We start from the raw sequence: 15,399 nt of genomic DNA on the forward strand, positions 1-15,399 counted from the left end.
TTTTATATAAGAAGGATTAAATATAATTAACTCAGAGATAATATTGAAATTTTAAAATAAGAAAGGGAAAAAAGAATATGATTATTGAAAAGATTTTAAATGATATAACAGCTGAATTTAAAAATATTCCTGGTGTTATAGGGATAGTTCTAGGAGGGTCTAGAGCAAGAGGAACTAACAACAAAGATTCTGATATTGATATTGGCATATATTATGATGAATCAGAAGGCTTCAATGTTACTGAAGTTGATAAAATTGCTACTAAACTAGATGATGAAAAAAGGAAAAAATTAGTTACTTCATTAGGAGAATGGGGACCATGGGTGAATGCTGGAGGATGGTTAATAATTCAAGGGTATCATGTGGATTTTATATTCCGTGATATAAACCGTGTATATAAGGTGATTGATGATTGTTTAAATGGAAAAATTTCGTCAAATTATCAGACAGGGCATCCACATGCCTATTTAAATGCTATGTATATGGGAGAAGTAGCAATTTGCAAAGTATTAGATGATCCTAAAAACAAAATATCAGAATTAAAAGTAAAAACTATGCCATATCCAGAAAATTTAAAGAATGCAATAATTGGATGGTATATGTTTGAAGCCTCTTTTTCTTTAATGTTTGCTAAATCAAATATAGATAAAGATGATATTTCATACGTTTGCGGACATAGTTTTAGAAGTATTTCATCCTTAAATCAAGTTTTATTTGCATTAAATAACGAGTATTGTATTAATGAGAAAAAAGCTGTAAAAATGATAGATACTTTTAAAATTAAACCACAAAATTATAAGAAACGAATAGATGAGGTTGTTACTTTAATTTCTTCTAATGAAAGTAATACAAGAAGGGGAGTAGAAATACTTGAGGAACTTGTTAATGAAACTAAAGATTTATGTTAGATTAAGAGAATAAAGGAATAGTATTACGGTATTTAGAAAATATATTATGATTAATTCGTAATGGTATTATTATACGAAATAAAAATATTTTCTATAGGATAGAGATAAATAGGAGTTAGATTAGCTTACGCACCTAGAAAAATGGTAACTATTACCTTATGAGCTAATTTGTGCAAAGTAAATATAAAAAAGAGAGATTATTCTTATCTATTAAAATACCCTCTCCCTAGTTTAATTATAGCATATATAAAATAAACATATAAGTCTATATTTATTATTATATATATATTAAGATAATGTAAATATAATAATAAGAAAAGAGGAAACTAAATGAGCACTAAATTTGATCCTAAAAACAAAATTATCAGACTATGTATGTTGGGAATGGGCATGGAAGACCAAGGTAACTCTGAAGAAGCAAGTGCATTATTTCTTAAGGCTTGGAATGAAGCAGTAAATGACTTTGAAAGATTCATTGCAGCTTATCATGTAGCTAAACACGAAAAAGATATTTCAGATAGATTAAAATGGATGGAAACATCTTTACAGTATGCCATAAAATCAAATGATGATAGTGTTAAGAGTGCTTTTCCCGCAATATATTTAAGCATCTCAAAATGCTATGAAGAATTAGGTGATTATAATAAGGCAAAAACAAATTATGAATTATCAAATTCATCTAATACTGAACCTTATGATAAAGGACCTTTTTACCATGGGACTAGAGCAGATTTACAGGTTGGTGATTTGCTTGTAACAGGTCGAAGTTCAAATTATAATTATGAACTTAAGATGAATCACATTTATTTCACATCCAATCTTAATGGAGCAGGACTTGCCGCTGGATTAGCAAAAGGAGAAGGAAGAGAACGCGTTTATGTTGTAGAACCAACAGGAACCTTTGAAAATGATCCAAATGTAACTGATAAGAAATTCCCAGGAAACTTGACATGTTCTTATCGTTCGCAAGCCCCTTTAAGAATTGTTGGTGAAAAAATAGACTGGATGAAACAGACATCTGAAGAACTTAATCAATGGCGTGAAAAATTAGCTAATAACAAAGGCGAAATTATTAATTAAAGATATATTTAATCACTCTTAAGTGAAATCCTTTAGCTTAAGTGATTGCAGAATTGAAACAATTTAAACCATATAATGAATATTTAAAATAATATTAAGGAATGAATAATTGCTAAAATAGAAGTCATTCCTTATATATATATTTTTACACATCGTATGTTTGGGGTTAATTCTATTTCAGATAGATTTAAGTATATTTTTAATAATGTACATTTAGAATGTATGTATACTCTGTGATGTTGATTATGAATCTAGAGAAAAATTGATACTACACTATCTACGTGTTACATTTTTCGTGAATAAAATTGATGAACAATATTAAATTATTACGAAGAATAAACTAAATATAATTTAAAGAGAATACCATATACAAAAAATGAATAAACGTTTTTTAGTTGTAATTATTTTGTATATATGTTTTTAAGAGGTGGAATTGAATATTATCAGTAAAAGATCAAAATCTTCATGTGCTTAATGTTGTTAGACAAAATGGTAATATAATTGCAAAGTATGATTTTGAAGAAGAAAAACCGATTTTTTTATATTCTGTAAGTAAAACATTTGCATCAATGGGCTGTAGGGATTGCAATTGGTGAAGGATATTTTAGACTTACTGATGATGTTATAGATTTTTCCACTAATATGAAAGATATGCCTATGAATGAATATTTAAAAGAAATTACTATTCATGATTTGCTTTGCATGGGAAGTGGTCATGCACAGGGCTCTGTAATGAAGGTTGATTGGAGTAGTTGTAAGGAATGGGATATCTCTCAACTATTTTTTGATGAATTTATTGTATTTAAACATGGTACTCATTTTACATATGATAGTTCAGCAACTTATTCCTTCAAGTTATATAAAAGAGGCAACCTCTGTTCAAATTGAGACAGATGAGTTTAATGAAAAGTTTGCTACTGAAGATCATCATCAAGGATATGGCTATCAAATGTGGGGGAATTCATATAATGGTTCATATCGTATGGATGGGTTATATGGTAATTATGTAGTGATTTTGCCAGGTAAGAATGCAGTTGTAACTTATGTTTCAAATGAACCTAAGAATATTACAGAGATTCTAAAACTTACATGGAATACTTTAATAGATAAATTATAATTATTTTTGATTTAAAAGTTGTTATGTAAGTTTAGTTTTGCATAAGCTTATAATAAAGTAAGATTATAAATAAAATTGTATAAAGGAGATTGAGGATGAATAAAATTACATGTATTTGTTTAGGGGTAAGAAGTATGGAAAGAGCGATAAGGTTCTATAGAGATGGACTTGGATTTAAAACTGATGAAAAGGAAAATAATCCTAAAGTTGTGTTTTTTGATACAGTAGGAACAAAATTTGAGCTTTATCCTTTAGATTTATTAGCTGAGGATATAAATGAAGAAAATCCTCCTAAAATAAATAATGGATTTTCAGGTGTTACATTAGCATATAATGTAGAATTTAAAGAAGATGTTGATAAAGTTATTGAGTTAGCTAGAAATGCTGGAGCGACTATAGCTAAAGAGCCTCAAGATGTATTTTGGGGTGGATATCATGCGTATTTTGCTGATCTTGATGGTTATTATTGGGAAGTTGCATGGGGACCTAATTTTAAGTATGATGAAAATGGACTACTTATTTTATAGAATTTAAAATAAGTATGATTGGGGAAGATATGAAAATATTGATTTTTGGTATAGTTGCAAGTGGAAAAACAACACTTTCAAGGGAATTATCATTAAGATACAATATTCCTTGTTATGAAGGAGATAGCATAGCGTGGGGAGGAGAAGGGGAAGAGAGGTATAAACGCTCAGATTCTGAGCAATTAAATAAAATTTTAGAAATTGACAAGAGATGTCATTGGATAATTGAAGGAACTTATAGAGAAAGTCAAAAATGTTTATTTGATATAGCAGATAAAATTATTTTCTTAGATACTCCATTACATATCAGAAAGATAAGAATAATTACACGTTTTTTAAAGCAAAGGCTTGGAATAGAAAAATGTAATTATAATCCTACCTTTAAAGTATTAAAAAATATGTTTAGATGGACAAAGGATTTTCAAAAGAAAAGAAATAAATACGAGAATATATTATTATGCTATAAAGATAAATTGATTTGGATAAAAACCGTTAAAGAGTTGAAGGAAAAATTATAGTTAGCATTGATCATAAATGAAATTTCAATTAACTGCTATCAACAATATTGAAATGATAATTATTATATAAATGAAGGTGAAAGATATGAAAATAAAACTTGAAAGATTTAAATATGAGGAAATCCCTCAATTAATTTCTTGGATTCCTAATAAAGAATTTTTACTTCAATGGGCAGGTCCATCATATACATTTGAGCTATTAGAAAAACACCTTAAAAAAGATATAGGTATGATGTCAAAAGAAAGTCCTTTAAATCTAATGTTTAGTGCTAAGTTAAAAGAAAGTAATGAAGTAGTTGGGCATATTCAGTTATTAGCAATAGATAGAGTAAACATGTCTGCAAGAATAGGAAGAGTTCTAACAGTAGGAGAATATAGAAATAAGGGAATTGGACTTCAAATGATTAACGCTGTTTTGGATATTGCTTTCAATAAATTAAATTTACATAGAATAGATTTAGGAGCATTTGATTTTAATGAAGCTGCAATAGCTTGCTATAAAAAAGCTGGCTTTATCATTGAAGGAAGCTTTAGAGAGTGTAGAAAAATAAATGGACAATACTGGTCTTTAATTAATATGAGTATTCTTGAAGATGAATATAGAAATTTAAAATAATATTGTTTTAAAATTAGTAATACAGTTAAATACATAATAAGTATTAGATATATATAAAGTTTTAATGAGAAAAGTAAATTTAAGCTATTTTATTAAGTGAAAAGGAGAGGAATTATGTTTATAAAAATAATTGCTAGTATTATACTACTAATAAATATATTTAACCCTAGACTATCATGGAAAATGTCAGAAGGCTGGAAATATAAAGATGTAGAACCAAGTGATACTTATCTTGTTGTAAATAGAATAAGCAGTGTAATTATATTAATAATGATATGGGTTATAATTTCTAATTAGATATAGATACATAGTTATATAAGTATATGTAATTTGAAAAATATATTATAATTAATTAAGATATATAAGTTAAATTTTGGAGGAAAATCTATGTTAGGACATATAGGATTTTCATATATAGGATTAATTTATTTGTTGATGCTATTTATCCCTAATATTATCTGGACAAAGCATCAGTCAGAGAATTATGATTATAGCAATGAAAATAAAATATTGCTCATATTTGAACGTGTTGGACAAGTAGCTGTAACATGCTGTGCTTTGATTTTTTTAGATTTCAATATTACTACTTTTTCTCTATGGAGTATATGGTTAATTGCATCGTTTATTTTAATGATTATATACGAGATGTATTGGATTAGATATATTAAAGGGAAGCCTACTTTAAAAAATTTCTATCGTAGTTTCTGTTACATTCCAGTTCCAGGAGCAACCCTTCCCGTTATAGCATTTTTATTATTAGGGATATATGGAAAGGTAATTTGGATGATTATATCTACAATAATTCTTGGAGTTGGGCATATAGGAATACACTTTCAGCACTTGAAAGAAATAAAATATAAATAGTATTTTAAGATACTCTTTTAAATTTATATAAAATGTAAAATATGCTATAATCTATTCATAATATTATTAAGTTGAATTAATTTTATTTAACTAATATAGAAATTGAAATAAAAAAGGAGAATGAGTTATGCTTGAATATAAATTTGATACCCAATTATTAATTGAAGGTAATGATCTTTCAGAAGATGCTATTAATGAATATATAACTAAAAATATTGAAGGCGATTGTTTACTTGCAGTTGGGGATGAAGACTTAATAAAGGTTCACTTTCATACTAATACACCATGGAAAGTACTTGAATATTGTGCTTCTCTAGGAGATATATATGATGTTGTTATTGAAAACATGGAACGTCAAGAAAATGGATTACAAGGTTAAAGGATACAAAAGTAGCTAATTATATAATTAAAAATATATTTATAAAAAAACGTATTATTCTAAGGTGAATATGCGTTTTTTTTTATTATCTTTTCTACAAGCTTACAGATAAATTACTATCAAAAGATGTATGCAAAACATCTAAGTATTATTTAAAATTCATATATTTATTTATAGAATTAACTTAATCAAAATGAGTAAAGTTTTAACAAGGAGCAATAAAAATAATAGTATAAAGTTATAAGTATTATTTTTATCTCATATTGTATTAAATAAAGCTATTATTAAAAGATGACATAAAATTTAGAAAGGTTAAAAGAGATTAATACATTTTAAGAGAAAATATTATATTAAATTATTAATAGTAGTTAGATGTATGTGAATATTTTGGTATTTACAATAATTGGAGTATAAGGAGAATAAATCGATGAAATTTACATTTCAAAATATCATACTACACTTGGAAATTATGATTATAAATTACAAGTAGAAAAAGCAAGTCAAGCAGGAAGAGTGAAGATAATATATTAATAAATAATAGTTAGGAGTAAGGATGTTTAGTAAAGTTTTTGAATTATTAATAAGTAGATATGATTTTTTCATAGAGCTAACAATGAAGCATTTGCAAATAGCAGCTATTTCTATTTTAATTGCTTCCATATTAGGATTAGTTTTAGGAGTATTAATTAGTGAGTACAATAGATCAGCACCAATTGTTTTAGGGTTAACTAACTTTATATATACAATTCCATCAATATCTTTATTAGGATTTTTGATTCCATTTTCAGGGATTGGCGATACAACAGCCATAATAGCCCTTACAGTATATGCACTATTACCTATGGTGAGGAATACATATACTGGTATAAAAAGTATAGATAATTCTATAACAGAAGCAGCAAAAGGGATGGGAAGCACGCAATTTCAAATATTATATAAGGTTAAATTATCATTAGCAACACCTATAATTGTTGCAGGACTTAGGAATATGACAATTATGACAATTGCACTTACAGGTATTGCATCATTTATTGGAGCAGGTGGACTTGGAGTTGCAATTTATAGAGGTATTACAACCAATAATGCAGCAATGACTATCGCAGGAAGCTTACTAATTGCTATTTTAGCTTTAGTTGTTGATTTTATTATTGGGACAATTGAGAAGCTTATTAAGAAAAAGTGGAGGTTAGAATAATGAAAAAGTTTAAAAAATATATAACAAAAGGACTTTCAGTAGTGCTTACTATAATAACAATTTCTATGATTGGTTGTTCTAAAAAAGGAGAAACAGTAAAAATAGCAACTAAGCCTATGACAGAGCAATTAATTTTAGGTGAAATGTTAGGATTACTGATTAAAGAAAATACTGATTTAGATGTAGAAATTACTCATGGAGTAGGGGGAGGAACTAGTAATATACAACCAGCTATATTAAAAGGCGAGTTTGATTTATATCCAGAATACACAGGAACTGGATGGAACTTTGTTTTAAAAGAAGAAGGTATAGTTAATGAAGAGGAACTATTTAATCAATACGAAAGTGAATATGCATTAGAATGGGTTGGAATGTACGGTTTTAATAATACTTATGGACTTGTTGTTAGAAAAGAGATTGCAGATAAATATGGTATTAAGACGTATTCAGATTTAGCTGAACATGCATCAGAACTTAATTTTGGAGCAGAATATGATTTTTACGAAAGAGAGGATGGTTATGATGCGTTAAGCAAAACTTACGGTTTAAATTTTAAAAGTACTTCAGATTTAGACATAGGACTTAAATATCAAGCTATAAATTCTAAAGAAATTGATGTAATGAATATTTTTACAACTGATGGGCAGTTATCAGTTTCAGATGTAGTTGTATTAGAAGATGATAAGAAATTTTATCCAACATATTATTGTGGAACTGTAGTAAGAAATGATACATTGGAGAAAAATCCAGAGCTTAAAGATGTATTATTAAAGATGGATAACATAATTAATGATAGTGAAATGGCAAAATTAAATTATGAAGTCGAAAGTAATGGTAGCAATGAAAGAGATGTAGCCAAGGAGTTTTTAATATCTAAAGGATTATTAGATAATTAGGGTAAGGGAGCAATAATATGCAAAATGAAATAATAATAAGTTTAAATGACGTATCGAAATCATATAACAATGATTTAATATTAGATAACTTTAATTTAGAAATAAATAAAGGAGAGTTTTTAACTATAATAGGTAGTTCTGGATGTGGGAAAACTACAATACTTAAATTAATTAACGGATTATTAAAACCAGACAGCGGAAATATTTATATTGAAGGAAAAAATATAGCAGAAGTAAATCAAATTGAATTAAGAAGAAAAATTGGATATTCAATTCAAGGAATTGGATTATTTCCACATATGAGCATTGAGAATAATATTGCATATGTACCTAATTTAATTAATGGAAGAGATAAATTAGCTATTAAAAATAAAGTTAAAGAATTAATTAACCTTGTTGGTATGAATGAAGATATACTTAAAAGATACCCTTCAGAACTTTCTGGAGGTCAAAAGCAAAGAGTTGGAATAGCAAGAGCGCTAGCTGCGTCACCTCATATATTACTCATGGATGAACCCTTTGGAGCAGTTGATGAAATTACTAGAAAAATGCTTCAAGAAGAAATAATTAAAATTCATAAAGCATTAGGTGTTACCATCATTTTTATAACTCATGACATTAGAGAGGCTTTAAAACTTGGAACAAGAGTATTAGTTATGGATAAAGGAAAAGTTATGCAATCTGGCTCTCCAAAAGAAATAGTAGAAAATCCTAATAATAGTTTTGTAAGGGAGCTAATTGGAGCTTAAAAATAAAAAAAGAAAGATGAAAAGATTTAGCATAAAGAATTTTATAAATGTTCATGATAAATTAAAAGAAAAATAAAAAAGAATATAGCAATAAAAAACATCGTATTATTTATAAGTAAATTTTACGATGTTTTTTTGTTAGTTAAATTGTTTTTAAACACTATAGATAAATGATTATAATAAATTATTAAAAAATATATAAAGAATTTCGTTAATATAAATTTTATATAAAAAAATGAATTTTTAATAATATCAGATTACAAAATATTAGAAATATTCTATAATATAAGGTGGGAATAATTAGAAAATACATAGATGATGAAAAGAATGAAAATAGTAGTATTCTTTTGATGCAGAATACTTTATTTCAGCAAAAGAATGGATATACTCTATAAGATTATTATTTAATATTAAATAAAAGGGGAATATTAAATGGAAAAATTGACAACCAATAGATTGATATTAAGACAGTGGAAGGAAAGTGATAGTGCAGATTTATATGAATATGCTAAAAGTAATTTAGTAGGACCAAATGCGGGTTGGCCACCGCACAAAGATGAAAATGAAAGTAGAGAAAAAATTAAAATGTTTATACGTAATAATGAGACTTATGCTATAGTTTTAAAATCAGAAAATAAAGTTATTGGAGGCATTGGGCTGCATAGGAGAAAGCCAGATTTAAATTTGCCTAATTTAGCTCAAAAAGAAATAGGTTATGTTTTAAATCCTAAATATTGGGGAAAGGGTTATATTCCTGAAGCAGTGAATTACTTGGTTAATTATGGCTTTAATAAATTAAATTTAGATTTAATTTGGTGTGGTCACTATGATTTTAATAATAATTCCAAAAGAGTAAATGAAAAGTGTGGGTTTAAATATAGATTTACTAGAAAAGAAAAATTGAAATTACTAGATAATAAAGAGGTTGATATACTTTACTATAATATTTTAAGATCAGAGTATTTTGCTAAAGGTCAGTAATTATAATTCTTATAAAATATTAGGGATTAAATGAAGCTTTGAAGGGCTTAGTATGAACAATATTGAATATTTTATACTTGAGAGAGAAAAAGAATTGCTGAAACCAGAAGTTAGAAAAGATAAAGAAAGAATAAGAGAATTACTATCAGAAGATTTTATTGAGTTTTGTAGCACTGGAGAAATATATAAATATAAAGCTAGCGATATCTTTTATGAAGAAAATATATTCTTTGAAATTAGTAATTTTAATTTGAATCAGTTATCTGAAGATTGCGTGTTAGCAACTTATATGGTTCTAAAAAAACATGGAGTAAATAATGATGAAAAGCCTTCAATTCGTAGTTCAATATGGAAATGTATTAATGGAAATTGGAAAATAATTTTTCATCAAGGCACTCCTGTAGTTACTAATAATTATTTAAAGCAACTACAGAAGTGCTAGAGGTGGAGGAGAAACTAATGGAGCTATGGGATTTGTTTGATGAGAAAAATAACCATTAAATAAAATTCATAATAAAAAAGAGAAAATAGCATTTGTTGATACATATATAGTTAGAAAAAATATTAAAATAGACGATTTAATAATGCAAAATGAAGAAATTATAGATGCAAAGTGGGTATAGCTAAATAAACTAGAGGAAATGATTAAATTAGGAATGGTTACATTACCAGTTGCAGAAATATTCTCTTGTATAAGAGAGAATTTTATAAAATTCTTAAGTGAGGATTATATATGAATATAGAAATAAAGCAAGTTACTGATAATGAAGCAAGGCAAATATCAAAATGGGTTTATAATGAGCCATATTCAATTTATAGCTTGAATGGAAATAATGATTGTATAAAAGAACTTCTTAATGGAGATTATTATTCAGCTTTAGATAGTAAATGTTATATAGTTGGGTACTATTGCTTTGGTAGGTCAGCACAAGTTCAGATTGGCCATAAATATGGTGTTTATGACAATAAAGATATTATGGATATAGGGATAGGAATAAATCCAGAGTTTTGTGGACAAGGATTGGGTGAAGAGTTTTTAAAAATAGGGCTAGATTTTGCTAGAAATGAATTCTATGCAAAAGAATTTCGTTTAACTGTAGCTACTTTTAATAAACGAGCAATAAAAGTATATCAAAGGGCAGGGTTTAGAAAAGTTAGTTCCTTTAAAAGAAGATCTCATGTTGATGTCATAGAGTTTGATCTTATGATATATTGAAAAGTAAGAGAAGTGGATATATTAAGTTGAAAAGTAAATTTAAAAGGGGCTTTAAATTATGAAAGAAACAATGAGTATTAAAAGAGCAGGTATTGGTACTATATCATTAATATTGAGTATATTTGGAATAGCCTTTTCATTTACTTATTTAGGGAGCAATTCTATAGGTGAAGAAATACTTCATGCCATTGGAGTATCATTTCCAACAATGATAGTTTCAATAATTTTATTTATAGTATCGATAGTTATAGGTGGTAAATTTAAAAATAATTTTGGCGCTAACCTAGGAGTTATATTATCTTTAATATTTACAACATTAATAATTGTATTGTCTATAAATAGTATGTTTTTTAATATTTCTTAAGATTAGATGTAAATTTTATTTTAAATATAGATTGCATGATATAAGAGGATCTTTTAAGTTACATTAACTAGAGAATGAGATTAAAGAAATAACAAAATTAGAGTGGAGAAAAGTTATGTATTTTGATGAAGTTGCTACATGGTATTTCATCATATTAGCAATGTTGAAGATAAATTGAAAAGATTATATAAGCTTCTTAAAAAAGATGGATATTTAATTATTATAGATTTAGATGAAGAAGATGGTAGTTTTCATAAAAATGAAAAAGGGTTTTGTGGGCATAATGGATTCAAAAGAGAATATTTAAAGGATATACTAGAAAAATGCAAATATAAAATTATATAAAAGGGGAATAGGATGAACCAATTTAAAAAAATAGAAAATGATAAGACAATAATTGAACTTTATAATAAAATATCCGAGTTTGAAGATTTAGATAAAGGGTGGGCACATCATAATTTAGAGCATGTTAAAAATGTTGCTAAATTAGTGGAAGATTTATTGAAGAAATTAGGATACGATGAAAAGTTTATAGAAGAAGCAAAAATAGCAGCCATTTTACATGATACTGGTGCAATAGAAGGAAAAAATAATCATTCTTTAAGAAGCTATAATTTTGCAAAAGATTATATTGAAAATAATAATATTATACTAAAAAATAAGGATTTAGTTTTAGAAGCAATAAAAATTCATAGTGACGGATTTAATAGTGATAATATAATTGCATTAGCTTTAATTATAAGTGATAAATTAGATATAAAATGTACTAGAGTTGCAAAAGAAGGATATAATGTAAAGGGAATGAAGGAGTTACAGTATATTAATGATATATTAGTTGATATTCATAATAAATGTTTAGAAATTAAGTTTCTTTGTGACGATAAAATTAATAAAAGTGAATTAGAGGAATTTTATTTTATAACAAAAGTTTTTAAGGCAATAATAACTTTCTCAAGGAAAATGAATTTAAATCCTCAAGTATTTTTTAATAATAATGAATGGCAATTATTTAATGATATGCTAGGAAACTAGAATAAAAGAATATTCCAAAAAAATATTCTATGAATAGTATAATAAAGGTATGTACTATATTAAATTGTATTATTCAATATAGTACATATTTTTTATATTCTAATACTTACTTCACCAGAAGATAATAACCTGATAGATCCATCTTCCATTTTAACTTTAAGCCTGCATTCATCATCAATTTCGAGAACTGTAGCTTTTTCAGAAGATTTATTAGAAAGTATATTTACATCCTTATTAATTAATAGAGATCTTCTTTTATAAGATTCTAAGAAGGATTTATCCTCAATATGTTTATAGTAACTCCAAAAGCGTTCTAAAAGTTCAGCTATAAGTTTACTTCTAATATCAATGGGAGCAGAAGCTTTGTATTCAAAAATACCAGTTGCCACATCTTTGATTTCTTTTGAAAATCCATTTTTAGGTGTTCTTACATTAATACCAATACCTAAAACAGCATAATCAATTATACCGCTTTCAAAATCAAAAGATGCTTCTGTTAATATCCCACATACTTTTTTATTATCACAATATATATCATTAACCCATTTTATTTTAGCTTCCTTATCAGAAACTGTTTCTATAGCTTCAGCAACAGCAACAGCAGTAGCCGCAGTAATAAGGAATGCCTTTGAAGCATGCATTTGGGGACGTAAAAGAATACTCATATAAATTCCTGTACCTTTAGGAGAGTGAAACTTTCTACCAAATCTTCCCCTACCTTCAGTTTGTTCTTCTGAAATAATTACAGTGCCTTCTTTTTCTCCATTAATTGCAAGTTCCTTTATTGCACTATTAGTTGAATTAATTGTTTTATAAACATTAATATTGAAATTGTTATTTTTTTTATTCAAGTATTTAGAAATACTTTGTGATGATAAAATATCTGTATTAGTAGAAAGGCAATAGCCTTTGTTAGTTACAGCATAAATATTATATCCTTCATTTTGTAATGATTTAATTGCTTTCCAAATAGCATTTCTACTAACTGAAAGCTTTTTAGCAAGATCAGCACCAGATATATAATCTCCTTTATTATTTTCAAGTACACTTAAAGTCTTATCTTTTACACTCATGTTTTCACCTATTTTATTTTCAGTATTGTTATTTTATTAGTATATTATAACATAATTATTGTCACCTTAAAATAGAAAATAGGTTGACTATTATAAAAATAAAAAGTATTATATAGAATATGTTAGATTATTTTATAAAAGATTTTGCAAAATCATTAACTAAAATAAGTAATTAAAAAAATAAAAAGTTAAACAATATATTATGTTTTGAATGTAATATCATAGAATTAATAAAAACGGGGGATTAATATGAAAATAAAAGACTTAACAAAGATGTCAATTTGTATAGCTATAATTTGTATATCAGCTTATATTTCCTTTCCATTACCATTTACGCCTACAATGATAACTGCACAAACAATTGCAATTAATTTAGTAGCCTTAATGCTTACACCTAAGCAATCATTTATAGTTGTTTTATTATATATATTTTTAGGCGCCTTTGGATTACCTGTTTTTTCAGGAGGAACAAGTGGATTTGGAAGAGTTCTTGGACCAACAGGTGGATTCATATTAGGATTTTTAGTTATAGCTCCATTTATGAGCTACTTAAAAGGTAAGAACAATAGCTTTAAAAGATATTTATTTGTAACAGTATTTATTGGAATGATTGTATTATATGGTTTTGGATCAATATATATGAGTATAATACAAAAAATAAGCATTATGTCTTCATTATCGTTATCAGTATTTCCATTTGTAGTTGGAGATATATTTAAGTGTTTTTTAAGTTCTTACTTAGCTGTAAAATTGAATAAAGTATTAAAAAGTTAAAAACTTTGTATTTAAAGAACGAAAGTATTTATAGTTTTCTGACTTATATTTATAAAACTTTACACTTATTATATGTATTAAATTGGAAGTTGTTGTTAGTCAATAATAATTTAATCTCTGACAGTTGTATATTACAGTCTTTACAAAATATGTTATAATTATATTTAAATTGTTTTATAATAAGAATATTTAATAAAAGCTAAGAGTATTAAGGATAGAATAAGATTAGAATATGAAATTTTAATAATTAAATTAATATTTAGGATTACATTGATATTTGGAGCAATAATAGAGGCTAATATATTAATAGAGATCTCGATATGGATAATTTTCGGTTCTTATATATTTAAATTATTTGATATCAGAAAAGATATTACATGATATTATGATTTAAATTAATATATTACGGAAATAAAATTAAATATTGAAATGCTAATAATATTGTATTGTTCAAAATCCATTTTGCAAGGAGATATAAAATGAATAAAAAGCTATTTTTGAAATTAGGATTATTGTTATTATCTCTGTCACTTGTCGCATGTGGACAGAAAAATAATTCAGTAGGAGAAAATAATTCTTCTGAATTAAGTACAAGCCAATTTGTTACCAGCACTCAAAGCTCAGTAAAAGAAAGTGAAAAAACTACATCTCCTTCTGTTGAAAATTCAGTAGTAAGTAAACAAACGGATGAGGGTGCACTAAAAAATAAACAACAAGACATTCAACCAGATACACAACAAGACACGCAATCAGAATTAATTGAAAAAGAATACTATGACTTAATAAAAGAAGCTTGGCAGAAGCAAATTGATTACATTGATTCTATTGATGATCCTTCAGTAAAACAATCTGTACAAACCCCAGAGTCTGCTGCTATTATGAAGTCAACTGAATTGCTTATAGGACATCCTGAAGATTCTGAGGCAATAGATGTAAGCCTAAAGAGGGTTCTAAATGGTGAATAATTTTGCTGCTTTTTTAAGGTGAAGTAGGATAACTAAATAAAGAATGAATATTACGAATTAAAATTAAATATTGAAGTGCTAAAGATACTGTGTTATTCAAAAAGAATATGCGGTATTTTTTAGTTTTAAGTTTAATTATAATAAG

Annotated in this window: 22 protein-coding genes; 21 read left to right on the plus strand and 1 reads right to left on the minus strand. The window is 26.4% G+C overall.

Annotation, left to right across the window (positions count from 1 at the left end; translation table 11 throughout):
* The first annotated feature begins 77 nt into the window (after nt 1–77).
* The 19 genes from J7M87_RS02470 to J7M87_RS02560 all read left to right on the plus strand — a co-directional run bounded on the left by J7M87_RS02470 (nt 78) and on the right by J7M87_RS02560 (nt 12,442).
* Nucleotides 78–908 carry a nucleotidyltransferase domain-containing protein gene (locus J7M87_RS02470; RefSeq protein ID WP_291648348.1) on the plus strand — a complete coding sequence of 277 codons (831 nt, stop codon included), beginning with the start codon at nt 78–80 and terminating at the stop codon, nt 906–908.
* A gap of 390 nt (nt 909–1,298) precedes the next feature.
* Nucleotides 1,299–1,988 carry an NAD(+)--rifampin ADP-ribosyltransferase gene (arr, locus tag J7M87_RS02475; protein WP_291648350.1) on the plus strand — a complete coding sequence of 230 codons (690 nt, stop codon included), beginning with the start codon at nt 1,299–1,301 and terminating at the stop codon, nt 1,986–1,988.
* Between the two features lie 561 nt (nt 1,989–2,549).
* Entirely contained in the window at nt 2,550–2,876 is a 327-nt protein-coding gene (locus J7M87_RS02480; RefSeq protein ID WP_291648352.1) for a hypothetical protein, read from the plus strand.
* Entirely contained in the window at nt 2,815–3,105 is a 291-nt protein-coding gene (locus J7M87_RS02485) for a serine hydrolase (protein WP_291648353.1), read from the plus strand. The genes J7M87_RS02480 and J7M87_RS02485 overlap by 62 nt, the downstream gene beginning before the upstream one ends.
* A 95-nt stretch (nt 3,106–3,200) precedes the next feature.
* Nucleotides 3,201–3,632: a VOC family protein gene (locus tag J7M87_RS02490; RefSeq protein ID WP_291648355.1), complete on the plus strand. Its 432-nt coding sequence runs from the start codon at nt 3,201–3,203 to the stop codon at nt 3,630–3,632.
* Nucleotides 3,633–3,661: 29 nt separating this feature from the next.
* The gene (locus J7M87_RS02495; protein ID WP_291648357.1) at nt 3,662–4,150 is read left to right on the plus strand and encodes an AAA family ATPase; all 489 of its coding nucleotides are present in this window, start codon (nt 3,662–3,664) and stop codon (nt 4,148–4,150) included.
* A gap of 85 nt (nt 4,151–4,235) precedes the next feature.
* The gene (locus tag J7M87_RS02500; RefSeq protein ID WP_291648359.1) at nt 4,236–4,766 is read left to right on the plus strand and encodes a GNAT family protein; all 531 of its coding nucleotides are present in this window, start codon (nt 4,236–4,238) and stop codon (nt 4,764–4,766) included.
* A gap of 114 nt (nt 4,767–4,880) precedes the next feature.
* Nucleotides 4,881–5,063 (plus strand): DUF6199 family natural product biosynthesis protein, encoded by a 183-nt coding sequence (locus J7M87_RS02505; RefSeq protein WP_291648361.1) that lies wholly within the window; start codon nt 4,881–4,883, stop codon nt 5,061–5,063.
* A 90-nt stretch (nt 5,064–5,153) separates the two neighbouring features.
* Entirely contained in the window at nt 5,154–5,630 is a 477-nt protein-coding gene (locus J7M87_RS02510; protein ID WP_291648363.1) for a hypothetical protein, read from the plus strand.
* Between the two features lie 127 nt (nt 5,631–5,757).
* Entirely contained in the window at nt 5,758–6,009 is a 252-nt protein-coding gene (locus tag J7M87_RS02515) for a kinase to dihydroxyacetone kinase (RefSeq protein ID WP_291648365.1), read from the plus strand.
* Between the two features lie 553 nt (nt 6,010–6,562).
* Nucleotides 6,563–7,204 carry an ABC transporter permease gene (locus J7M87_RS02520; protein WP_291648367.1) on the plus strand — a complete coding sequence of 214 codons (642 nt, stop codon included), beginning with the start codon at nt 6,563–6,565 and terminating at the stop codon, nt 7,202–7,204.
* Entirely contained in the window at nt 7,204–8,100 is an 897-nt protein-coding gene (locus tag J7M87_RS02525; protein WP_291648369.1) for a glycine betaine ABC transporter substrate-binding protein, read from the plus strand. Before J7M87_RS02520 ends, J7M87_RS02525 begins: the two co-directional genes overlap by 1 nt.
* Nucleotides 8,101–8,117: 17 nt before the next feature.
* Nucleotides 8,118–8,849: an ABC transporter ATP-binding protein gene (locus tag J7M87_RS02530; RefSeq protein WP_291648371.1), complete on the plus strand. Its 732-nt coding sequence runs from the start codon at nt 8,118–8,120 to the stop codon at nt 8,847–8,849.
* A gap of 432 nt (nt 8,850–9,281) precedes the next feature.
* Nucleotides 9,282–9,830: a GNAT family N-acetyltransferase gene (locus J7M87_RS02535; protein WP_291648373.1), complete on the plus strand. Its 549-nt coding sequence runs from the start codon at nt 9,282–9,284 to the stop codon at nt 9,828–9,830.
* Between the two features lie 52 nt (nt 9,831–9,882).
* On the plus strand, nt 9,883–10,272 hold the full coding sequence (locus J7M87_RS02540) for a DUF4440 domain-containing protein (protein WP_291648375.1): 390 nt from the start codon (nt 9,883–9,885) through the stop codon (nt 10,270–10,272).
* A 291-nt stretch (nt 10,273–10,563) separates the two neighbouring features.
* The gene (locus J7M87_RS02545) at nt 10,564–11,046 is read left to right on the plus strand and encodes a GNAT family protein (RefSeq protein ID WP_291648377.1); all 483 of its coding nucleotides are present in this window, start codon (nt 10,564–10,566) and stop codon (nt 11,044–11,046) included.
* A 58-nt stretch (nt 11,047–11,104) separates the two neighbouring features.
* Entirely contained in the window at nt 11,105–11,410 is a 306-nt protein-coding gene (locus J7M87_RS02550; protein WP_291648378.1) for a hypothetical protein, read from the plus strand.
* Nucleotides 11,411–11,548: 138 nt separating this feature from the next.
* Nucleotides 11,549–11,755 carry a hypothetical protein gene (locus tag J7M87_RS02555; RefSeq protein WP_291648381.1) on the plus strand — a complete coding sequence of 69 codons (207 nt, stop codon included), beginning with the start codon at nt 11,549–11,551 and terminating at the stop codon, nt 11,753–11,755.
* Between the two features lie 12 nt (nt 11,756–11,767).
* Nucleotides 11,768–12,442 (plus strand): HD domain-containing protein, encoded by a 675-nt coding sequence (locus tag J7M87_RS02560; RefSeq protein ID WP_291648382.1) that lies wholly within the window; start codon nt 11,768–11,770, stop codon nt 12,440–12,442.
* Nucleotides 12,443–12,534: 92 nt separating this feature from the next.
* On the opposite strand, the gene J7M87_RS02565 is transcribed toward J7M87_RS02560, so the two are convergent.
* Entirely contained in the window at nt 12,535–13,515 is a 981-nt protein-coding gene (locus J7M87_RS02565; RefSeq protein WP_291648384.1) for a biotin--[acetyl-CoA-carboxylase] ligase, read from the minus strand.
* 249 nt (nt 13,516–13,764) lie between these two features.
* Between J7M87_RS02565 and J7M87_RS02570 the strand changes: the two genes are divergently transcribed.
* Nucleotides 13,765–14,289, plus strand: coding sequence for a biotin transporter BioY (locus tag J7M87_RS02570; protein WP_291648385.1), 525 nt, complete (start codon nt 13,765–13,767; stop codon nt 14,287–14,289).
* Nucleotides 14,290–14,768: 479 nt separating this feature from the next.
* Nucleotides 14,769–15,254 (plus strand): hypothetical protein, encoded by a 486-nt coding sequence (locus J7M87_RS02575; protein ID WP_291648386.1) that lies wholly within the window; start codon nt 14,769–14,771, stop codon nt 15,252–15,254.
* Nucleotides 15,255–15,399 lie beyond the last annotated feature (145 nt).

Origin of the sequence: Clostridium sp., from assembly GCF_017888565.1 — a bacterium.
Taxonomy (GTDB): domain Bacteria; phylum Bacillota; class Clostridia; order Clostridiales; family Clostridiaceae; genus Clostridium.